Origin of the sequence: Rhizobium sp. NZLR8 (assembly GCF_019685025.1) — a bacterium.
Classification (GTDB): Bacteria; Pseudomonadota; Alphaproteobacteria; order Rhizobiales; family Rhizobiaceae; genus Rhizobium.
This window is the reverse complement of the sequence record NZ_JABDVY010000015.1, coordinates 92,629-112,668: the sequence shown is the minus strand read 5'-3', so window position 1 is coordinate 112,668 and position 20,040 is coordinate 92,629. Positions and strand designations below refer to the sequence as shown.

The 20,040-nt window shown below is 61.5% G+C and carries 21 protein-coding genes; 8 read left to right on the top strand and 13 right to left on the bottom strand.

Annotated elements, in window-relative coordinates; translation table 11 throughout:
• Positions 1-20: 20 nt before the first annotated feature.
• Positions 21-449 (bottom strand): DoxX family protein, encoded by a 429-nt coding sequence (locus HJB89_RS26735; RefSeq protein WP_207584566.1) that lies wholly within the window; start codon positions 447-449, stop codon positions 21-23.
• 116 nt (positions 450-565) lie between these two features.
• Here HJB89_RS26735 and HJB89_RS26730 point away from each other — a divergent pair, with 116 nt between their 5' ends.
• The 5 genes from HJB89_RS26730 (at position 566) to HJB89_RS26710 (ending at position 5,670) form a co-directional block, all read left to right on the top strand.
• Positions 566-1,498: a LysR family transcriptional regulator gene (locus HJB89_RS26730; RefSeq protein WP_221117212.1), complete on the top strand. Its 933-nt coding sequence runs from the start codon at positions 566-568 to the stop codon at positions 1,496-1,498.
• 186 nt (positions 1,499-1,684) lie between these two features.
• A complete protein-coding gene (locus HJB89_RS26725) occupies positions 1,685-3,046 on the top strand; it encodes a TadE/TadG family type IV pilus assembly protein (protein WP_207584564.1) in 1,362 nt (453 codons plus the stop codon).
• Positions 3,043-3,573 carry a TadE/TadG family type IV pilus assembly protein gene (locus HJB89_RS26720; RefSeq protein ID WP_207584563.1) on the top strand — a complete coding sequence of 177 codons (531 nt, stop codon included), beginning with the start codon at positions 3,043-3,045 and terminating at the stop codon, positions 3,571-3,573. Before HJB89_RS26725 ends, HJB89_RS26720 begins: the two co-directional genes overlap by 4 nt.
• Position 3,574: 1 nt before the next feature.
• Complete coding sequence (locus tag HJB89_RS26715) at positions 3,575-4,159, top strand: TadE/TadG family type IV pilus assembly protein (protein ID WP_207584562.1); 585 nt, start codon at positions 3,575-3,577, stop codon at positions 4,157-4,159.
• A 509-nt stretch (positions 4,160-4,668) separates the two neighbouring features.
• Positions 4,669-5,670, top strand: coding sequence for an Ldh family oxidoreductase (locus HJB89_RS26710; protein WP_221117211.1), 1,002 nt, complete (start codon positions 4,669-4,671; stop codon positions 5,668-5,670).
• Positions 5,671-5,762: 92 nt separating this feature from the next.
• Here HJB89_RS26710 and HJB89_RS26705 read toward each other — a convergent pair whose 3' ends face one another.
• The 10 genes from HJB89_RS26705 to HJB89_RS26660 all read right to left on the bottom strand — a co-directional run bounded on the left by HJB89_RS26705 (position 5,763) and on the right by HJB89_RS26660 (position 15,120).
• On the bottom strand, positions 5,763-6,518 hold the full coding sequence (locus HJB89_RS26705) for an SDR family NAD(P)-dependent oxidoreductase (RefSeq protein ID WP_221150788.1): 756 nt from the start codon (positions 6,516-6,518) through the stop codon (positions 5,763-5,765).
• A 9-nt stretch (positions 6,519-6,527) separates the two neighbouring features.
• The gene (locus tag HJB89_RS26700; protein ID WP_221142239.1) at positions 6,528-7,292 is read right to left on the bottom strand and encodes an SDR family NAD(P)-dependent oxidoreductase; all 765 of its coding nucleotides are present in this window, start codon (positions 7,290-7,292) and stop codon (positions 6,528-6,530) included.
• 8 nt (positions 7,293-7,300) lie between these two features.
• Positions 7,301-8,335: a proline racemase family protein gene (locus HJB89_RS26695; protein WP_221117208.1), complete on the bottom strand. Its 1,035-nt coding sequence runs from the start codon at positions 8,333-8,335 to the stop codon at positions 7,301-7,303.
• Positions 8,332-9,822 carry an aldehyde dehydrogenase family protein gene (locus HJB89_RS26690; protein ID WP_221142241.1) on the bottom strand — a complete coding sequence of 497 codons (1,491 nt, stop codon included), beginning with the start codon at positions 9,820-9,822 and terminating at the stop codon, positions 8,332-8,334. Before HJB89_RS26690 ends, HJB89_RS26695 begins: the two co-directional genes overlap by 4 nt.
• Before the next feature lie 34 nt (positions 9,823-9,856).
• A complete protein-coding gene (locus HJB89_RS26685; RefSeq protein ID WP_221150787.1) occupies positions 9,857-11,095 on the bottom strand; it encodes an FAD-binding oxidoreductase in 1,239 nt (412 codons plus the stop codon).
• A 59-nt stretch (positions 11,096-11,154) separates the two neighbouring features.
• A complete protein-coding gene (locus HJB89_RS26680) occupies positions 11,155-12,033 on the bottom strand; it encodes a dihydrodipicolinate synthase family protein (protein ID WP_207584555.1) in 879 nt (292 codons plus the stop codon).
• Positions 12,034-12,061: 28 nt separating this feature from the next.
• The gene (locus HJB89_RS26675) at positions 12,062-12,727 is read right to left on the bottom strand and encodes an amino acid ABC transporter permease (RefSeq protein ID WP_207584554.1); all 666 of its coding nucleotides are present in this window, start codon (positions 12,725-12,727) and stop codon (positions 12,062-12,064) included.
• Positions 12,728-12,736: 9 nt separating this feature from the next.
• The gene (locus HJB89_RS26670) at positions 12,737-13,399 is read right to left on the bottom strand and encodes an amino acid ABC transporter permease (RefSeq protein WP_221150786.1); all 663 of its coding nucleotides are present in this window, start codon (positions 13,397-13,399) and stop codon (positions 12,737-12,739) included.
• A 42-nt stretch (positions 13,400-13,441) separates the two neighbouring features.
• Positions 13,442-14,224 carry an amino acid ABC transporter ATP-binding protein gene (locus HJB89_RS26665; protein ID WP_207584552.1) on the bottom strand — a complete coding sequence of 261 codons (783 nt, stop codon included), beginning with the start codon at positions 14,222-14,224 and terminating at the stop codon, positions 13,442-13,444.
• Positions 14,225-14,286: 62 nt separating this feature from the next.
• Positions 14,287-15,120, bottom strand: a complete 834-nt coding sequence (locus HJB89_RS26660) for an ABC transporter substrate-binding protein (RefSeq protein ID WP_207584551.1) — start codon at positions 15,118-15,120, stop codon at positions 14,287-14,289.
• Positions 15,121-15,320: 200 nt separating this feature from the next.
• On the opposite strand from HJB89_RS26660, the gene HJB89_RS26655 reads away from it, so the two are divergent.
• Positions 15,321-16,040 (top strand): GntR family transcriptional regulator, encoded by a 720-nt coding sequence (locus tag HJB89_RS26655; RefSeq protein WP_207584550.1) that lies wholly within the window; start codon positions 15,321-15,323, stop codon positions 16,038-16,040.
• A 4-nt stretch (positions 16,041-16,044) separates the two neighbouring features.
• Complete coding sequence (locus HJB89_RS26650; protein WP_221117206.1) at positions 16,045-16,827, top strand: pyrroline-5-carboxylate reductase; 783 nt, start codon at positions 16,045-16,047, stop codon at positions 16,825-16,827.
• 46 nt (positions 16,828-16,873) lie between these two features.
• Here HJB89_RS26650 and HJB89_RS26645 read toward each other — a convergent pair whose 3' ends face one another.
• The gene (locus HJB89_RS26645) at positions 16,874-17,422 is read right to left on the bottom strand and encodes a cupin domain-containing protein (protein ID WP_207584548.1); all 549 of its coding nucleotides are present in this window, start codon (positions 17,420-17,422) and stop codon (positions 16,874-16,876) included.
• Between the two features lie 142 nt (positions 17,423-17,564).
• Between HJB89_RS26645 and HJB89_RS26640 the strand changes: the two genes are divergently transcribed.
• Positions 17,565-18,899, top strand: coding sequence for an aspartate aminotransferase family protein (locus HJB89_RS26640; RefSeq protein ID WP_221150785.1), 1,335 nt, complete (start codon positions 17,565-17,567; stop codon positions 18,897-18,899).
• A gap of 79 nt (positions 18,900-18,978) precedes the next feature.
• On the opposite strand, the gene HJB89_RS26635 is transcribed toward HJB89_RS26640, so the two are convergent.
• Positions 18,979-19,998: an AraC family transcriptional regulator gene (locus HJB89_RS26635; protein ID WP_221117205.1), complete on the bottom strand. Its 1,020-nt coding sequence runs from the start codon at positions 19,996-19,998 to the stop codon at positions 18,979-18,981.
• Between the last annotated feature and the right edge of the window lie 42 nt (positions 19,999-20,040).

Here is a 20,040-nt window from a genome sequence, read left to right as displayed (position 1 = left end):
CTCCCGATCGGCGGCGTCCGTCATTGGCGCGGCGTAATCGGCGCCCTCTTGCCGCGGCCCCACAGGATGAAAGCTGAAAGGGCAAGCAGGATGACATTGAGTGGCAAGGCGGACGCTTCGCCGCGGGAGAGATGAAAGATCATCGCAGTGATCTGCAGCAGCACGCAGCCAAGCGCCGCAAGCACGGTCAGACGCGGCTGAATCCGAGTTAGGGCCGGCAGCAACACGCCCACTCCGCCGGCGAAATCGATAATACCCATGAGGCGCAGAAACCATGCGGGAACGTCGCCGGGCCATACCCACATTGCCGCCAGTTGGTCGACCGGCATGAAAAACTTCATACAGCCGAACAGCGTGAAGGCAATAAAGAGAAGCACCTGCGCGGACCATAGCCCGATTAGAAGCAACTTCCCCTGGGGCGCAGGCAAACCAGTCGCGGTGTTGGACATTCGAACCTCCTTGATAAGGGATGACGGCAATCCCGTCGAGCGAACAGATAGAGCTGGAAGCTCATCGTGAAAACCGTTATATTTTCGTGAAAATTTATCGACAGGATCGATGAGATATGCAGCCCCACCCGACTTTGGATCAGCTTCAGGTCTTCCTGACCGTGGTGGAGAAAGGCAGTTTTTCAGCCGCGTCCCGCGCCCTCAACCGAACGCAGTCGGTCGTCAGCTATACGATCGCCAATCTCGAGGCGCAGCTCAGGGTGGCGCTTTTCAGCCGCTCCGGCACCAAACGGCCGCAGCTGACGGAAGCCGGAAGGTCGGTGCTCGAGGATGCCCGCCGGTTGCTCGGCGATCTCGATCTGATGCGGGCGCGCGTCCAGGCCCTGAGCGACGGGCTGGAGGCCGAGCTCAATGTGGCGATGAGCGCTATCGTGCCGACGGACATTGTCGTCGACGTGCTGCGTGCCTTCCGCAGTCATTATCCCACCGTCTCCCTGAATGTAACGGTCGGCACATTGGGGATCGTCATAGATGCGGTTAGCAATGCGAGGGCCGTCGTCGGCTTTGGCGGCGCCATGGCGACGAGGAACGATCAGATCGTTTTCGAACGGATCGGCCAGTCGGCGATGATCCCCGTCGCCGCCCCCGACCATCCACTTGCAAAGTTGCGCCGGCCGATGACCCTCGCTGATGTGCGGGACGAAACCCAGCTCGTCGTCTACGACGCTTCGGGCTTGACGAAGGGACGCGATTTCAACGTGTTCTCGCTCAAGACTTGGCGTGTCAGCGACAACGCGACAAAACATCTCTATATCCGCGGCGCATTGGGCTGGGGCGGACTTCCGGCATCCTTGGTTAGAGATGATCTCGCCGATGGCCGTCTCGTCCATCTCCAGTTTCCCATCTTCGACCAGGGTGAGTACCCCATCCACGTGATACGCAATGTCGCAAACCCGCCGGGGCCGGCGGCAAGGTGGCTTACCACCGAACTTCAGGCGCGGCTTTCAGCCACTGACAAAGACGGGGGAGATCAAAAGGGCGTCCATTGAACGAGCCGCACTCAGTTCGATGCGTATCCTTGCGATATCCAAATTTCGCAGGCATGTACAATATGCGCAGGAAACCGTGCGTCGGCTACCCGTTTTTCTACAGGAACTGCAGGAATTAACAGAGGCTTAAGCGCTTTAGCGACATCTCGCACGGGACTATTTTCATAATCCATATGCGGTGTTTCTTTGCGGTCGACTCTTTCACATTCACTTGCCCGGGTCTTCGGAACCCTTCGCAGTCTCGGAAGAGATAGAGGCGGCAACGTCGCGATCGTCGTCGCCCTCACCCTGGTCCCGATGATCATCGCGGTCGGCGCGAGCTTCGACTACATTCGCACCTACAATATCCGACAGAGGATGCAGAGCGATCTTGACACTGCCCTGATTGCCGCTGTCAAAGAGATCGACACCGACGACAGCACCGCCCTCAAACAGAAAGTGTCCGACTGGTTCGGCGCGCAGGTGGAAAGCAGCTATACGCTTGGTGACATCAATATCGATACCAGCAACCATAAGATAACCGCGACGGCAAGCGGCACCGTTCCGACGACGTTGATGAAGATTGCCAACATCAACACCGTTCCCATCAGCGTCGGCAGCGCCGTCAAGGGGCCGGCCACCTCCTACCTCAACGTCTATATCGTCATCGACACGTCGCCTTCGATGCTTCTGGCGGCAACGACTGCAGGTCAGGCGACCATGTATTCCGGGATCGGCTGCCAGTTCGCCTGCCACACGGGCGATTCCCACACTATCGGCAACAAGACATACGCCAACAACTATGAATACAGCACGGCCAAGAACATAAAGCTGCGCGCCGATGTCGCCGGTGACGCCGTCAAGGACGTGCTTGCTTTGGTCGACACGTCCGACAGCAATCATCAACGAATCAAGGTCGGATTATATAGCCTGGGCGATACGCTGACGGAGGTTCTGGCCCCAACGCTGAGCACGGACACCGCGCGCAGCCGCCTCGCGGATTCGAGCTACGGCCTCACCAGCGCGACCTCGAAGGCGGCCACCTATTTCGACGTGTCGCTGGCGACGCTGAAGCAGAAGGTCGGCACCGGAGGGGACGGAACTACCTCAGGCACGCCGCTCAAGCTCGTTCTGCTGTTGACGGATGGCGTCCAGTCGCAGCGCGAATGGGTTACCGACAGCGTCGTATGGAAGAACAACAAGGCTGTATCCGGAGCATACTGGAATAAAGTCGCGCCGCTCAATCCGGACTGGTGCGGTTATCTGAAAAATCAATCCGACACGATGGCCGTGCTTTACACTGAATACCTGCCGCTCACCTCGGATTGGGGTTACAACGCGACCGTCGGCTCGACCATGGCAAGCGCCAACTGGAAGAATACCTGGGGCGGCACCATGCAGAGCGGCGTGTCTACAAGCATCACGAGACGCGACTACATTCCCTATGCGCTCTCGGACTGCGCATCCTCCAAGAGCCTGTTCATTTCAGCAGCGTCATCAGCCGAGATCACGGCAGGTCTGTCGGCGCTCTTCACACAATATCTCTCTTCCGTTCGGCTGACCCAATGAGGCGAAGGGGATTGTTTGTCTTGCTTCGCCGCATCTTGGGTGATCGCGATGGCGTCGCTGCAATTGAATTTGCGATCCTGGCCCTGCCGCTCTTCATCATCATATTTGGCATTATCGAAGTGTCGCTGATGTTCTTCGTCAACGCCACGCTTGACGCTTCGGTGCACAAGATCTCGCGGATGATCCGCACCGGCGAGGTAGCGTCTTCGAAGATCACATTGGCCGATTTCAAAGCCAGAATTTGTAATGACATGCTGCTCTCGTTCAACTGCTCCAGCGATCTCCTGGTCAAGGTGAGCGTGCTTTCCGATCTGTCGTCCGCGACCAGCGGCAATCCAATCGACACCAGCGGCAAGCTCGCCGTCACCGAGACTTACAATATCGGTCAGGGCAGCGACTATATCCTGGTCCAGACCTTCCTGCCCTGGACGGCCGTCGTCAATTTCCTCAGTCTTTCGAGCGCTAAGCTTTCCGACGGCCGCTATCTCATCGGATCTTCCGTGCTGTTTCGTAACGAGCCTTTCTGAGATGATGATAAAGCGGAATCTCTCCTTTTTCCGATGCGTCCTATCCCGCATCCTCCATCTTACGCGCGACCGCAGAGCCGCCTCGGGGGTCGAATTCGCGCTCGTGCTGCCGCTCCTGGTGATGCTGCTGTTCGGCACTGTCGACCTCGGCCATGCGCTCACGGTCAGCCGCAAGATAGACGAAATCGCCTCCACAACGGGCGACATGATCTCGCAGCAGAACACCTGGACGACGTCTGACGTCGCCAAGCTTCTTTCCGGCGCCAGCTTCATCCTCCAACCCTATGACACGACGGGTCTCACGATAACGGTCACCGTCAACGATATCAGCAAGACTGGCAGCGCGACGGTCAACTGGTCTGCCGCATTCAACACCACCGCGCTCAAATCCGGTACCGCGAGCGCGATCGAAATCCCGTCGCAAATCCAGGATCAAGGCGTTCAGGTCGTACTGACGCGGGTGCAATACAAATTGACGACACCCGTCTCGGCGTTCTTTTCAAGCTTTACCGGAATGAACGGCTACAGCTTCGATCAGCATTTCTTCAATCGACCGCGGACCAGCGATACGATCACCTACAAGTAGACCGTAAGTGACGAGGCATGGGTCAGAAGAGTAACGGACGACCGCCGCCGCGGCGCGCCCTCGTTCTGCTGACCACGCTGCGTTCGCATATGTCGTCGCGGCATCCTGAGATCGGCAATGCCCGCAAGATCCCGGCAGCCACTGCAATTCGTAGCACCGGCCTGCTTGACCAGCGGGCCACACCCTTGGATCGGTGCCCCGTCAATGGAAAGGCGCCAGGCGAAGGGATGTTGCCCCGCCGGGACGGCGAGCGAGTCCGGCGGCGTCTCAATCCAATGGCGAATTCACGCATCAAAGCGCGTCGCGATCTTTCATATTCGCTCCTTGCGCTTTAGCTCTTTGTTTTTGCGCATGTCGTTGACGCAAAACCGCTGCACACTTTTGCGCGACATGCTTTAGTCTTGCAGACACTATTGTACATTTTGCTGTTGGCGGTCCCCTGCTTTTGCTAGGACGGTCGGGCCACGGCACCGATCGGACCGGATGCCCTGAAAGAGCGGAGATTTGAGATGCCGGATGAGGTCGTAGTCTATCAGGCGGAAGCCGAGGCTTTAGCGATGCGAGCCTGCCTGGCAGCCGGCGCTCGGGAAGCCACCGCCCGCTCCCTTGTGGGCGCCACCTTGTCCGCCGCGCTTTATGGGCCTTCGACACTCGGATTTCCGCACATGGTGGATTACCTCGACAGCTTCCGCGAGGGCCGCATCAACTGCGATCCTGCGCCGACCTGCGAGCGTCCCTATCCCGCCTTCTTCGTCGCCAATGCCGATCAGGGCATCGCCCAACTCGGTTTCGATCTTGCGTTCGACGATCTCACGGCCGCGGTGCGCAATTTCGGGCTCGCCGTCTTCACACAGACGAACAGCTATACGGCAGGAGAACTCGGCTATTATGTTCGCAGGCTCGCCGGCGAAGGGATTGTCGGCATCGCCGCAACCAACGCCAATGCCATGGTGGTCGCCAAAGCAGGCGGCCCGGCTGTCTACAGCACGAACCCGCTGGCCTTCGGCTTTCCGCTTGGAGAAGGGTCGCTGCCTCTCATCATCGATCAGGCCTCCAGCGCCACCGCCTATGTCAATATCGTCGCAGCAGCAGCCGAGGGGCGCAGCATCCCGGAAGGATGGGCCGTCGACAAAGCGGGAATGAACACCTCCGATGCCGCAAAAGCGCTCGGCGGAGCCCTGCTTCCCTTCGGCGGGCGCAAGGGCGCCAATGTGGCGCTGATGGTGGAAATGCTGTCGGCCGGCCTGTCCGGCGGCCCCTGGTCATTGGACACGCCGTCTTTCAGAGAGGGGAGCGCCAGCCCCGCAGTGGGCTTGACGGTCGTGGCGATGATGCCCGGGCGCCCTGATGATGGCCTTGTCGAACGTGCACGTCGCCAGGCAGCCCGCCTCCAAGAGCACGGCGTGTTCGTGCCTGGCGTCAGCGGCATCGAACATCCCAGGCCAGGGTCGGAAGGGCTGAAAATGCCGCGCGCGGTATTCGAAGCCATCGTGAAGATTGCGGGCGCCTGACGGGTCCCCGTCGATCATGAACTGCCGCACAGCGGGGCTTTTTTCGGGGAGATGTTCGAGGAACGATCCGGATGCAAAGCCGATCGGCACTTTCACGCCACGGCTTGTGCGCCGGTAATTTCCACGAGCGAGCCGCACATGAATGCCGCCTCGTCGGAGGCGAGGAATGCGACGAGGGCCGCGACCTCCTCCGGCCTGCCGATGCGACCGTAGGGAACGAGCTTGTCAAGATCGGCGATCGTCCGGCCCGAGCGGGTGACGCCGCCCTCCAGCATCGGCGTGTGGATTTCGCCAGGACAGACGGCATTGACCCGCACTTTGTCGGGCGCGTAGTCCCTGGCGAGATTCTGGGTGAAGGCGGCGACCGCCGCCTTCGTCGTGTTATAGGCAATGTGGTTCGGCGCGGGATGGAGCCCCCATTGCGAGCCCGTGTTGACGATCGCACCGCCACCGCCCGCGATCATATGCGGCAGGGCCGCGCGGCAGAGATGGAACATCGAATCCAGATTGACCGCGAAACTCGTCTGCCAATCTTCATCCGACAGAGAGAGCAGGTTGCCGCGCCGGTTGATACCGGCATTGTTGACCAGCACGTCGAGCCGCCCCTTGATGGCAAAGGCTTTCTCGACCAACTCGACGCATTCCGGCTTGCGGGAGATGTCGGCCGCAATGGCGGTCGCCGATCCGCCTGCCGCCTCGATGAGCGCGGCGACTTCGCCTGCGGCCTGGGCGTTGGCATCCGTCACCACCACCAGAGCGCCTTCATCGGCGAGCCTCCTTGAGATGGCCGACCCGATGCCGCCTCCGCCGCCTGTCACGACCGCGACCTTGCCCGAAAATCTCTTCATGTCACTCTCCTACCTGATATAGCTGCCGCCGTTGACATCGAAGGTCGCTCCATTGACCGACGCCTGCGAAGGGCGGAGCAGGAACGCCACCAGCTCGGCGATCTCGGCTGTCTCTGCCATCTCGCCGATCGGGATGTCGCCGACAACAGCGTCCTTTCCGTGTTTCGCCACGAACTCTTCGGCCATGTCGGTGCGCACCCAGCCCGGCGCAATGGAGACGGCGACGACCCCATCGCGCCCGAAGCTGCGCGCGATCGATTTTGTGAGATTGATGAGCGCGGCCTTGGTCGCGCCGTAGGGCATGGCGTCGGCGGCGTAACCGCGCTGTCCGGCGCGGCTGGCCATATTGACGATCCGCCCGCCGCCCTGTTGTTTGAAATACATGATGGCCTCCTTGCAGAGGTCCGCCGCTGCGAAGAAATTCACCTGAAATTCTTTCTGCCAGGCGGCCCGCCAATCGGACGGATCGGCGTCGATCGAAATCTCGTTGCGGATGCCGGCATTGTTGACGACGGCATGAATGCGCCCCGCCGCCGCGAGCGCGTCGCGCCATAGCGCGAAGGCGCCGTCCAGGCTGGAGAGGTCGGCCTGGACGATCAGGCCGTTGCCACCGAGCTTGCGGAGCAGGGCTTGCGCCCTCTCTTTGTCACGCCCGTAATGGATGACGGGGCGCGCGCCTTCGGCAGACAGGCGCTCGACGATGGCGGCGCCGATCCCGCCCGATGCTCCGGTGACGAGGACCGTCTGGCCGGCCAGGGATTGAACGTGGGACATCGTGACTCCTAACCGAGCAGGTCGACCCGGGGGCCCCAGGTGTCGGACAGGGCAAATCCTGCGGCGAAGGGATCGTCGTCGGAGATACGCAGCTGTTCCCGGCCATAGATATATGCTTGGCCGGTTATTCTCGGCAGCACGGCGCGGCGGCCGCCCACCTCGGTTTCGCCGATCGCCTCTGCCAGGAACTCGCCGCCGATGATCGACCGCGACGTCCTCGCATCTCCAACGGAGACCTCGCCGCGGGCATAGAGCGTTGCCAGGTTCGCCGAACTGCCGGTTCCACAGGGCGAGCGGTCGACGCGGCCCGGCTGCAGCGTCGTGCAGGTCCTCACCGCGCCATCGGCTTCACGGCCGCGGAACATCACGTAAGCGATCTCGTCGACGCCGCTCAGGACGGGATGAGCGACCGAGACCTGGCCAGCCAGAAGCGCCTTGAGCTCGATACCGGCTTCCGCCAGCAGTCGGGCATTGACAGGCGCAATATCGAGGCCGAGCTGGTCGACGTCGACCAGCGCATAATAGACGCCGCCGAAAGCGACATCGATCTTGATGCGCCCCCATTTCGGCGTCTCCACTTCCCGGTCCAGCGCTTCCGCGAAGCTGGGCACGTTGTCGAGACTGACGGACAGGCATCTGTTGTCACGGCAGATGGCACGCGCGACGATGAGACCGGCCGGCGTATCGAGGCGGACGATCGTCTCCGGCTCCGACATCGGCAGCCGCCCGCTCTCGAGAAGGGCGGTGACCACGCAGATGCAGTTGCTGCCGGACATCGGATGAGCGCGGTCGGCCTGCAGCACGATGAAGCCGGCGTCGGCATCGGCGCGCGTCGGCGCGACCAGCAGGTTCACCGACATGGCGACATTGGCGCGCGGCTCGAAGGTGACGAAGCGGCGCAGGCTGTCGTTGACCGTGTTGATATGGTTCATTTTATCGAGCATCGTCGCACCCGGTATCTCGGGCGCGCCTGAGACGATGACCTTGCCGATCTCACCCTGGCAGTGGACCTGCAGCAAGTCGAGGCTGCGGTCCCAGTTCATTCGGCCGCCTCCGGCTTGATGTACCAGCCCCAGGGATCTTCGCTGGCGAAGCGGGTGATCTGCTTGGTCTCGAGATAGTTGTCGAGACCCCAGCGGCCGAGTTCGCGGCCGATGCCGGATTCCTTGTAGCCGCCCCAGGGCGCCTCGGTGAAGGTCGGCTGCGAGCAGTTGATCCAGACGATGCCGGCGCGGAAGGCGGCCGCGACGCGCTCAGCCCGAATGTCGTCCTTCGACATCACCGCGGCTGCAAGGCCGAAGCGGGAATCATTGGCGAGCTCGATCGCCTCCTCCTCGGTCTTGAACGGCCTTATGCAGACGACGGGCCCGAAGATTTCCTCCACCCAGGCGGCGCTGTCGAGCGGAACGTCCGTCAGAACGGTCGGCTGGAGATAGTAGCCCCTGTCGAACCCTTCGGGACGGGCTCCACCACAGGCAACCGTCGCGCCTGCCTGCCGGGCCGCTTCGATCGCCGCAACGACCTGCTCGTGCTGGCGCTCGGAAACCAGCGGCCCCAGCAGAACGCCGGCGTCCAGGCCGTTGCCGATCTTGATCTTGGTCGTTTCCTCGATGAGACGCGCAAGCAACCGCTCGTAGACGGTGTCCTGCACCAGGACTCTAGACGTCGCGGAGCAGACCTGGCCCTGGTTCCAGAAGATGCCGAACATGATCCACTCGGCGGCCTTGTCGATATCGGCGTCCTCGAAGACGACGAAGGGCGACTTTCCGCCGAGTTCGAGGCTGACGCGCTTGATGTCGCGAGCGGCTGCCGCCATGATTTTCGAGCCGACCGGCCCGGAGCCGGTAAAGGCCAGCTTGTCCACCTCCTTGTGATCGATGATCGCCTGTCCGGCGACCGACCCCGCTCCCGTAACGATGTTGAGCACGCCCGGCGGCAACCCGGCTTCGTCGGCGACCGCCGCCAGTTCGAGCGCCGTCAGCGACGTCAATTCGGCAGGCTTCAGCACCATGGTGCAGCCGGCGGCCAGTGCCGGCGCAACCTTCCACGCCGCCATCAGCAGCGGATAGTTCCAGGGAATGATCGCGCCGGCGACGCCCAGCGGCTCGCGGACCGCCTTGGAGGTAAAGCGCTGATCGGGAAGCGCGATCGCCTCCTCGGGATTGTTGTCGAGCTGTTCGGCGAGCCCCGCATAGAAATCGAAGCAGCCCGCCGCGTCGGCAACGTCCCAATCGGCCTCGGGGAACGGCTTGCCATTATCGAGAACTTCGAGGTGTGCGATCTCGGCCTGATGGGCACGGATGCCATCGGCGATCGCGCGGAGATACCGCGCGCGCTGGGCACCCGTCAGCTTCGGCCAGCCGTCCTTGTCGAAGGCTCGGCGAGCTGCCTTGACGGCAAGATCGACGTCCTCGGCCGTTGCGGCGCCGATCGTCTGGATCACCTCTTCCGTTGCAGGGTTGGTCACCGTGCAGGTACCACCCTTGATCGGCTTCACCCACTGTCCGTCGATATAGAGTTCGCTTCGCATGTTCACTCCCTTGCTTTCGTAGGTGTCAACCGCCCTAGAAGCGGTCGATACGGTAGGGTCTCATGTCCACGGGCGGCTGCGCGCCCGTAACAAGATCGGCCATCAGGCGGCCGGTCGTGGCTGCATAGGTGAGACCGAGATGTCCATGGCCGGTGGCGTACCAGACGTTGCGGCGCTTGGCGGACGGCCCCATGACCGGCACGGTGTCGGGCAGCGCCGGGCGATGCCCCATCCATTCCGTCGTCTCCACCGCCTTCAGCTCAGGCAGCGCCTCTTGGGCTCGCTTCACCAGGATCTTTGCACGCCGATAATCCGGCGGAGCATCGAGGCCGGCCATTTCGACCGTACCGCCGACGCGGATGCCGCCTGCCGTCGGCGTAACCATGAAAGCGCGCGCCGGCCAGATGATCGAATGGCGCATCGAAATACCAGGCTCCATGATCTGCGTGTGATAGCCGCGTTCGGTTTCGAGCGGGATATGTTCCCGCAGCAGCGCGGAAAGCCGGGCAGTGAAGGCGCCGGCCGCAAGCACCACCGCGTTCGCGGCAAAGATCTGCCCATCTGCCAGGTGGACCGCGGAAACGCCGGCCTCGTTTTGCTCGAAATCGACGACATCACCCTGAACGATCCTGCCGCCGAGCGCCTGGAATTTTTCAGTCAGCGCGGTGACGAGCTTGTACGGATCGGTGATCGACCGGTTGTCGGGAAAAAGGACCGCCTTGCCGATCGTGGTCGTCAAAGCCGGCTCGAGATCGCGGATGGCATTGCCGCCAAGGATTTCGTGCCGGAAGCCGAAGCGCTCCAGGATATCGATATGTTCCCGGTCCGTCTGGAACTCGGCCTCGTCGGCATAGAGGCTGAGGCACCCCTCGGCCGTCAGCATGTGCGTGAGGCCCGTCTCCTTCAGCAACACGTCCAGATCTTCGTGGACGCGCCGGCAGAGCACGGCGCCGGCCGCCTCCAATTCCCTCAGCTTCGAGGGACGGCTCGCAGCGAGGAACATGAGGAACCAGGGCACCAGTTTCGGCAGATAGCCGGGCCGGATGCGCACAGGACCTTCCGGATCGAGCAGCCATTTGGGCATCTGCGCCCAGATGCCGGGGCGCGAGGCCGGCATGAATTCGGTGACGGCGATGCTCGCCATATTGCCATAGGAGGCGCCTCGACCCGGCGCCGCCTTGTCGAGCAAGGTGACGTTGTTTCCCCGGCGCTGCAGTTCATAGGCGATGGTGGCGCCGATAATGCCGGCGCCGACGACCACAATGGATGACACGGTGAACCTCGCAAATTCAGAGATCCTCGGGGCGGCTCGGCCACCCCGACCTGTTCTTATTACCAGTTGAGGATCGGTTGCATCGCCGCCTTGAACTCGGCCTTTTCCTCCACCGTCAGTTCGCCGAGTGGTGCGCGGCACGCACCCACGGGCAAGCCCTGAAGCTCGCAGCCGTACTTGATCTTCTGCACGAACTTGCCGCTCTCGAGAATATTCATCGCCCGGTAGAGCGTTTTCATCTGCTGGCGCGCCTTGTCCAGATCGCCGGATCTGAACGTGCGGTCGAGATCGCAGCAGGCCTTGGCCATGCAGTTGGACGGACCGCAGATCCAGCTTTCCGCGCCCCAGAACATGAAATCGAGCGCGATATCGTCGGAGCCGCTGACGAGCTGGATCTTGCCCTCATAGCGACTGGCGATGTCGATCGCGCGCTGCAATACCCCAGAGCTTTCCTTGATCCCGATCACATGCGCATTATCGGCAAAATGATCCATCAGCTCGAAACTGATGTCCGAGCCATCCTTGGCCGGATAGGAATAAAGGACGAGGCTCACATCGACGGCACGGAGCACGGCTTCGTAGTGCTTGATGAGCTCTGCCTGGGTCGGACGGGTATAAAATGGCGGCGCCAGCAGCACCGTGTCATAGCCGATATCCTTGGCCATCGCCGTCTGCTCGATCACCTCGCGGGTGGCGGGCGCGTTGGTGCCGGCGATCAGAATTTCGCCCGGTTTGGCAAATTCCTTGACGAACTGCAGCACGTCACGGCGCTCTTCCTTGGATTGGCTGAAATACTCGCCGGTCGACCCGTTTGGAACCCAACCGGTGACGCCTGCCTCACGCAGATGTGCCAGGAGCTTTTCGAATGCCTTGAAGTCGATCTTGTTGTACGCGTCGAAGGGAGTGATGAGCGCGGGCATGACGCCGGAAAGTTTCATGGGATTCTCCTGTCTGGGAACGACATTGTTAGATTGCGAGCTTCTTGAGAATGCGTCCCTCGATGAGGGAGACGGCCCGCGTGAGTGGGAAGGCGATGATGAAGTAGATCAGGGCGACGATCGTCAGCACCTCGACGGGACGGGCGGTGTTGTTGGAGATGTTCTGGCCGACGAACATCAGATCGGCCATCCCCACCGCCGAGACGAGCGCGCTCTCCTTGAAAAGGCTGACGCAGTTCGACAGCAGCGTCGGAATTGCCCGCAGCACCGCTTGGGGTAGCACGACGTTCAGGACCTGGGCCCTGCGCGGCAGGCCGAGAGCGACGCAGGCGTCCAGCTGTTCCCGGCCGATGGACTTGAGGCTGGCCCGGAAGGTTTCGCTGGCAATCGCTCCCATGTAGAGCGTGAGCGCGATGACGCCCGATACCAAGTTCGAAAGCTCGACGCCGAGGATGAGCGGCAGGCAGAAAAATATCCAGAAGAGCTGGATGAGGACCGGCGTGCCGCGGAAGAATTCGACGTACAGGCTCGAGACCGCGCGAAGTACGAGGTTGCGCGACGTTCGGGCAAGGCCGACGAGGAAGCCGAGGGAGCATCCGAGCACGACGCAGATGACCGTGAGCTTGATCGTCATCCATAGGCCGAGCAGGAGTGCGTTTTCGAAGCGCAGCAGGATCGAGAAGTCGAGTGTCATTCTGGCCTCCTAGCTGACGAGGATCTGGCGGCGGCGTTCGAGCAGGCCGACGATCTGGGTTATCGGGAAGGAGACAGTGAAATAGATGAGGGCGACGACGGTGAAGGTCTCAATCGGACGATAAGTCTCCGTCGCCAGCGTTTTGCCCTGGTACATCAGGTCCTGGATCGCCACGATCGCGACCAGCGCGCTCTGCTGGAAGATGACGATGCCGTTGGTCAAAAGCACCGGGATCGAGGCGCGGAACGCCGTCGGAAACACGATGTAAAGCACCCGTTGCGCCGGATTGAGACCGAGCGCGATGCCGGCGTCGAGCTGCTCGCGCGGAACCGCCTGGATGGATGCCCGGTAGGCCTCGGCGTTGAACGCCATCAGGTTGAGACCGAGCGCCATGATGCCCATCGTCATCGGATCGAGGAAGACGTCGAACAGCATCGGTACGCAGTAGAATATCCAGACGATCTGAACGATGGCCGGCGTGCAGCGGAAGAATTCGACGAAAAGCATGAACGGCAGCCGCACGACCTTGATCGGGCTCATGATCAGCAGGGCCAGTCCGAAGCCCAGAACGATGCCGATGACGTTTGCCGCGGCCGTCAATTGCAGTGAAACCCACAGCCCCTGCAGAAGCGGAGCGATGGAGACTGCGTTGAAGTCGAACGTGTAGTTCACTTGTGCCTCCCTACTTCTTGATGGGCCTACTTCTTGATGGGCCTACTGCTTAATATGGAAAACGCGGTCGATGAATTCCTTCGTACGCTCCTCGCGCGGGGCGGCGAGCACCTGCTCGGGAGGGCCGTCCTCGACGACCACGCCGCCGGCGCAGAAGATGACGCGCGAGGCGATGTTCTTGGCGAACCACATGTCGTGGGTCACGATCATCATCGGCATGTTCTGGGCGGCGAGTTGCAGGATGACCTGCTCCACCTCGCTGACGAGCTCCGGGTCGAGAGCCGACGTGACTTCGTCGAAAAGCATCAGTTTCGGGTCGAGCATGAGCGCGCGGGCAATAGCGACGCGCTGTTTCTGGCCACCGGAAAGCTGGGCCGGATAGGCATTGGATTTGGCTGCGAGCCCGAACCGCTCGAGCAGCGCCTGCGCGCGGGCCGTGGCCTTCGCCTTGGCTTCTCCGCGCACCTTGCAGGGAGCAAGAATCAGGTTCTGAATGACGTTCAGATGCGGAAACAGCGTGTAGTGCTGGAACACCATGCCGATCGAACGGCGGACATCGGTGTCGATCTGGGTCTTCCGGCCTGCGCTATCGGATGAAATATATGCACTCCCATCGAAGCTGACTGACCCGCTGTCGATCTGCTCCAGCCCCATCATCACGCGCAGCAGCGTGCTTTTGCCGCCGCCGCTGGGCCCGATGACGACGACACGTTCGCCGGGCTTCATTTCGATGTCGATGCCTTTCAGCACCTGAATGGCTCCGTTTCCATAGCTTTTGTGGAGCGCCTGCATTTTCACGAGGGGAAGGCTGAAAGACGTGGTCATGGCCAATCTCCGATGATCGAAGCTGGAAGGGCCGGCGCGATCTTCGCACCGGCCCGGCGAGGTTACTTTGCGCCCTTGAGCACGTCGTCGACCGCCTTGCGGATCAGTTCATCGACATGGCCGGTGGCGACCCTCTCTTCGAGGAAGATATTGATCACTTCGACGTCGGCGGCCGAAAGCTGATGCGGCAGGCCGAAAGCAACGCCCTGCTTGGCGAGTGCCGGCGTCGGGTTGAGCGCCAGCGCCCAATCCGGGTTCGATTGCGTGAAGAGCTGGTTGGTGTCGGAAGCGTCGACCAGGATATCGGCGCGCTTCGAGCTCACTGCCAGGCGGGTTTCGTCGTTGCCGGGAAGACGCATGACCGTGGCATTCTTCACCGCCGCGGAGATGGCTTTGTCCTGCGCCGTGCCGGACATGACCGCGAGCGTCACGCCCGCCTTGTCGATATCGGCCACCGAGGCGGCGCCGGCCGGAATTTTCGGATTGTTTTTGTTATAGGCGAGCGAGATCTGGTACTCCATCGCCGGGATCGAAAACTGCACAGCCATGGCACGCGCCGAGGTCCGGTTGAGCGCCAGTGACAGATCCCATTTGCCCGCCTGCAGGCCGGCAACGATGTTGTCCCAGGTCGTATCGACGAATTCAGGCTTCACCTTAAGGACGTCGGCAAATTCCTTGCAGAGATCGGCAAAGAAGCCGGAATATTCGCCGGTTGCCGGATCGCGCATGACATAGGGCGGCGCCACTGCCGCGCCGCAGCGCAGCACACCCGCCTTCTGCACGCCCTGCCAATATCCTTCGGCGGTCTCAGCATGTGCGGCGGTTGCGCAAAGACCGCCCATCAGGGCGAGCGCGGGCAGCGCCCGCAAGGCGGACGTCATCAGTTTCGAAAGCATCGGGCATTCCTCTTTTGCTGTGCGCGAAGCGCGCGGTTCCACTCGTCGGCTGCAGCCGTTTCTCTTATTTTCTTGTCGGCTTCGTGTCGACTGTGAATAATATGTCAACAGCGTGTCGACAAAGTCAAGCGGAAAAATTCCATTGCCGACACGCTGATTTTCTGGCCCAATGGGACCTGCGTTTGGAGAAAGGGACTTGAGTGTCTGATGAATCGGAAGTGAAACGAATCCGTGGGACTGGCTGGAAGAGCGTCTACGAGACGCTCCGCAACGAGATCCTGTCGCTCGCTCTGCCGCCCGGTCAGCTCCTCGACGAGATGACGCTCGCCGAACGCTTCGACATGTCGCGCTCGCCGGTGCGCGAAGCCCTGATCCGGCTCGGCGGCGACGAACTGGTCGTGACGCTTTCCAACCGCAGCACGATTGTTGCGCCGATCGAAGTGGCGACCTTTCCCAAATATGTGGAGGCGCTCGATATCGCGCAGCGCATGAATACGCGGCTTGCCGCCGCACTCAGGACGGAAACCGACCTGAAGACCATCACCAAGCGGCTGAAAACCTTCGAGGCGGCAGTCAAAACCGGCAATCACCTGGCCATGTCGGAAGCCAACAAGGAGTTCCACATGGCCATCGCCCATGCCGGAAAAAATCAGTATCTCGCCTCGTTCTACGAGAAGCTGCTGTCGCAGGGACAGCGCATGCTCCACCTGCATTTCGAATATCTGGAGCGGACCCATGAGGGCTATCTCTTGACCGACGAGCACTCGCTGATGCTCGATGCCATCAAGGACAAGAACGTCGATCTCGCCGATGAGCTCGCTCACGCCCATACACGCCAGTTCCAGGACAATTTCATCAACTTCATGCGCGAGAACTACACCACGGATGTCGCGCTGGGACCGTTGCGGGCTGCGGAGTAATTAGATGAAGATCGACAGAATCGGATTTGTCGGCACCGGCGCCATCACCGAAGCGATGGTTCGTGGGCTACTGGCCGAACCGGCCTATGCCGCCGAGATTCACGTTTCGCCACGAAGCGCCCATATCGCCGAGGGCCTGGCGGCCGAATTCGCCGCCGTGACGATCGCCCGCGACAATCAGGATGTCGTCGCGCGCAGCGACATGGTGTTTCTGGCGATACGGCCGCAGATCGCCGAGGAGGTCGTGCGGGAACTTTCGTTCAGGAATGGCCAGATGGTCGTCAGCCTCGTCGCGGCGACGGAGCGCCAAGCCCTGCTCGAATGGATCGGCGCCGATGTCAGCCTCCTGCAGGCGATACCCCTGCCCTTCGTCGCACACCGGCAAGGTGTGACCGCCGTCTATCCCCCGGATGCCACGGTTGCGGCGCTGTTTGACACGCTCGGAACGGCCGTCCAATGCCAGTCCAGGAAGGAATATGATCTCCTCGCAGCCGCAAGCGCCGTCATGTCGACCTACTTCGGCATCATGGAATCGGTTGCCGGCTGGCTGGAAAAAAGCGGGCTCGAAAGGGCGAAGGGACAGGCCTACATAGCCCCGCTCTTCGCAGGCCTGGCGCAGAAGGCGAGCGGAGCCGGCGCCGAGCCGTTCAGTGCGCTGAGCCGCGAATTCGCCACCAGGGGAGGACTGAACGAGCAGGTTCTTTCCGACTTCGACAAGAAGGGCGGCGTTGCCGCACTTACCGCAGCACTCGACGGGGTGCTCGCCCGCATCGAGGGCAAAGGCTAGAGCATGATGCCGAAAGGTTTAAGCGGTTTTCGGACGACATCCTGTTCTAAAAAGTTGGTGGCGTGCAGGCGCTGATGACGTCGCAAGGTACAGGCCCGACACAGCGGAACCGATGCGGTCGCCGGCTCTCGAAATAATAGGCATCGCCCGGCCCGAGGATACGCCGCTCGTCGTCGACGGTCACCTCAAGCCTTCCCGAGAGTACGATCCCGCCCTCCTCTCCCTCGTGGACAAGCGGAATCTTTCCGGTGTCGGCCCCTGGCTGGTAGCATTCCTTGAGCATTTGCAGGCTGCGCCCGAACAAGTTCTCCCCAACCTGCCTGTAGGAGATGGCGCCCTTGCCGATCTCAACCAGTTCCTCGGCCGCATAGAAGGCCTTCCTTGGACGCTCAGGCTCAAAGGCGAAGAATTCCGCCAGACCGATCGGGATCCCGTCCAGAATTCTCTTCAAAGCCCCGACCGAGGGGTTGGAGGCGTTCGATTCTATCAGCGAAATCGTCGAATTCGGCACTCCCGTACGCTTGGCAAGTTCACGCTGCGAAAGCTTGCGGGCGATACGGAGATGGCGAAGGCGGTTGCCGATATCGACTGACATGGTGCGGTCCGTTTATGTTGTCCAGAATATCGAAAAGACTACCTTCTCGTCTATTTAATTTCAATGACTTGTGCCGACTGAGAAAAGGACTTGTTTGACAAGAAGAAATTGCCATGCTCGGCGGCAATCACAGGAGGCCAGCATGGACCAGATCAGCAAAACCAACGCGCCCGTACTCGATAATTTCTGGATGCCGTTCACCGCGAACCGGCAATTCAAGGCGACGCCGCGCCTTCTGGCGGCCGCGGAGGGCATGTATTACACCGATGTCGATGGAAATCAGGTGCTTGACGGCACCGCCGGGCTCTGGTGCTGCAATGCCGGCCACGGCCGCAGGAAGATCTCCCAGGCGGTCGAGCGGCAGCTTGCGACGCTCGACTATGCCCCGACCTTCCAGATGGGCCATCCGATCGCCTTCGACTTCGCCGCGAAGCTGGCTGCGAACGCGCCAGGCGGCCCGGAAGCCAAGCTCGACAGGGTCTTCTTTACAGGCTCTGGTTCGGAATCGGTCGATACGGCGCTGAAGATCGCCATCGCCTACCAGCGTGCGATCGGCCAGGGCACGCGTACGCGGATCATCGGGCGCGAGAATGGATATCACGGCGTCGGCTTTGGCGGCATTTCCGTCGGCGGCCTCGTCAACAACCGGCGGGTCTTTCCGCAGATACCGGCCGACCATATGCGCCATACGCTCGACGTCGAGCGCAATGCGTTTTCGAAGGGCCTTCCTGCCCACGGCGTGGAACTGGCCGACGATCTGGAACGCCTGGTGCAACTGCACGGCGCCGAAACCATCGCCGCCGTCATCGTCGAGCCGATGTCGGGATCGGCGGGCGTGGTCCTGCCGCCGAAGGGCTATCTGGAAAAGCTGCGTGCAACCGCCGACAAGCACGGCATCCTGCTGATCTTCGACGAGGTCATCACCGGCTTCGGCCGCCTCGGCACGCCTTTCGCGGTCGATTATTTCGGCGTCGTGCCCGATCTCGTCACCACGGCAAAGGGCCTCACCAACGGTGCAATCCCGATGGGCGCGGTCTTTGCCAGCCGCAAGATCTATGACGGCCTGATGGTCGGCCCGGAAAATGCGATCGAGCTCTTCCATGGCTATACCTATTCCGGCCATCCGGTCGCCTGCGCAGCCGGCCTCGCGACCCTCGAAATCTATGAGGAGGAGGGGCTATTGTCCCGTGCATCCGAGCTTGCCGAATACTGGCAGGAGGGCCTCCATTCGCTGAAAGGCCAGCCTCATGTCGTCGATATCCGCAATCTCGGTCTGGTGGGCGCGGTCGAACTGGCGCCCCGTGACGGGGCACCGGGAACCCGCGGTTACGACATCTTCGTCGACTGCTTCAACAAGGGCCTGCTGATCCGCGTGACCGGCGACATCATCGCGCTCTCGCCACCGCTCATCATCGAGAAAAACCAGATCGACACGATCGTTTCGACCCTCGGCGATGCACTGAAGCGCGCCGCATAGACCTGCATCCGGCGTCCCCCGTCAGCGATCGGACATTTAGTCCATCGCCGACGGAACCATCCGGCCGCCGACGTGGAACTCAGCGCTTCAAGGTCTGCGACGGCAGTTGACCGAAACGCTTCTTATATTCAGCTGAAAATCGCCCGAGATGGGTAAACCCCCATCTGAGCGCGATGTCGGCGACGGCCTGTTTCAGGCCGGATTCGAGCAAATCGCGATGGGCGGCAAGCATCCTGAGTTCATGCAGGTAGGCCATCGGAGTGGTATCCCTGAACTGCCGGAAACCCTGTTGCAAGGTCCGAACGCTGACCTCGGCTGCGGTCGCGATGTCGCTCAGCGAAATCGGCTCGGCGATATGTTCCCGCATGAAGTCAATGGCCCATTTCACATGGCGTGGAGCGGGCGCCGGAGCGGGGAGCGCGAGTGCCTCCGAATAGCGATGGGGACAGGTCTCCAGCAGCAGATAGATCGTCGCGTCGCAGAGCGCGTTCAGAGCCAGCGGCGACTGTCGCAGCGGCCCGTCGCGGTTCAGCCCGCGATGGAGGTTCACGGCCAGTTGCTGCAACACAAGTCCCGAACCGGTCGTCAGGTCGATAATGGGATGAAAATCGGTGTCACCGATGATCGTTCGCTCAAACATATGCGTCAGCTGCCTGTTGATCCTCGCTTGATCGATGAACAGACCGAGATGATGGCGCGGGCCGACTAGGCGGGCACCCGAGGCGCGGCCTGCCCCGAGAATGGTACCGCAACCGGGAACCGAATGGATCTGCTCCTTCCCCGCATGGAAGACGGCGTTTCCCTCCATCGGCAGGAATATGATCACCTTGCCGCTGGGTGCCTCCCGCCTGATCGAGATCGTGCCTTCGTAGGCGCATTCGGCTATGGCCAGATCTTCCGTCGAGACGAAATTGCAGCGGTAGGCGATGGGCGCGTCAGCCTGAGCCGCAGCCTTGATCGGGGAGTTCGGCGTCGACAATATTTCCGAGAGTGCGTCCGGGTCCGTCCCGCTGAAGGCCGTCTCCCAAAACGACGGACTCTGCCTCGCCGGATCGTGGAGGAAGCTGCCATTGACGGGGTTATGGGAACGACCGGACATTCATGACCTCAAAGACAATGCCCATCGGTGATAAGCGATTTG

Excerpts from the sequence above, each read along its gene's own strand:
- HJB89_RS26640 (WP_221150785.1), top strand. The coding sequence starts at position 17,565 with ATGGACCAGATCAGCAAAACCAACGCGCCCGTACTCGATAATTTCTGG.
- HJB89_RS26660 (WP_207584551.1), bottom strand. The coding sequence starts at position 15,120 with ATGCTTTCGAAACTGATGACGTCCGCCTTGCGGGCGCTGCCCGCGCTC.
- HJB89_RS26700 (WP_221142239.1), bottom strand. The coding sequence starts at position 7,292 with ATGTCCCACGTTCAATCCCTGGCCGGCCAGACGGTCCTCGTCACCGGA.
- HJB89_RS26715 (WP_207584562.1), top strand. The coding sequence starts at position 3,575 with ATGATGATAAAGCGGAATCTCTCCTTTTTCCGATGCGTCCTATCCCGC.
- HJB89_RS26710 (WP_221117211.1), top strand. The coding sequence starts at position 4,669 with ATGCCGGATGAGGTCGTAGTCTATCAGGCGGAAGCCGAGGCTTTAGCG.
- HJB89_RS26705 (WP_221150788.1), bottom strand. The coding sequence starts at position 6,518 with ATGAAGAGATTTTCGGGCAAGGTCGCGGTCGTGACAGGCGGCGGAGGC.
- HJB89_RS26650 (WP_221117206.1), top strand. The coding sequence starts at position 16,045 with ATGAAGATCGACAGAATCGGATTTGTCGGCACCGGCGCCATCACCGAA.
- HJB89_RS26645 (WP_207584548.1), bottom strand. The coding sequence starts at position 17,422 with ATGTCAGTCGATATCGGCAACCGCCTTCGCCATCTCCGTATCGCCCGC.
- HJB89_RS26690 (WP_221142241.1), bottom strand. The coding sequence starts at position 9,822 with ATGCGAAGCGAACTCTATATCGACGGACAGTGGGTGAAGCCGATCAAG.
- HJB89_RS26680 (WP_207584555.1), bottom strand. The coding sequence starts at position 12,033 with ATGAAACTTTCCGGCGTCATGCCCGCGCTCATCACTCCCTTCGACGCG.
- HJB89_RS26665 (WP_207584552.1), bottom strand. The coding sequence starts at position 14,224 with ATGACCACGTCTTTCAGCCTTCCCCTCGTGAAAATGCAGGCGCTCCAC.
- HJB89_RS26735 (WP_207584566.1), bottom strand. The coding sequence starts at position 449 with ATGTCCAACACCGCGACTGGTTTGCCTGCGCCCCAGGGGAAGTTGCTT.
- HJB89_RS26675 (WP_207584554.1), bottom strand. The coding sequence starts at position 12,727 with ATGACACTCGACTTCTCGATCCTGCTGCGCTTCGAAAACGCACTCCTG.
- HJB89_RS26730 (WP_221117212.1), top strand. The coding sequence starts at position 566 with ATGCAGCCCCACCCGACTTTGGATCAGCTTCAGGTCTTCCTGACCGTG.
- HJB89_RS26720 (WP_207584563.1), top strand. The coding sequence starts at position 3,043 with ATGAGGCGAAGGGGATTGTTTGTCTTGCTTCGCCGCATCTTGGGTGAT.
- HJB89_RS26635 (WP_221117205.1), bottom strand. The coding sequence starts at position 19,998 with ATGTCCGGTCGTTCCCATAACCCCGTCAATGGCAGCTTCCTCCACGAT.
- HJB89_RS26695 (WP_221117208.1), bottom strand. The coding sequence starts at position 8,335 with ATGAACTGGGACCGCAGCCTCGACTTGCTGCAGGTCCACTGCCAGGGT.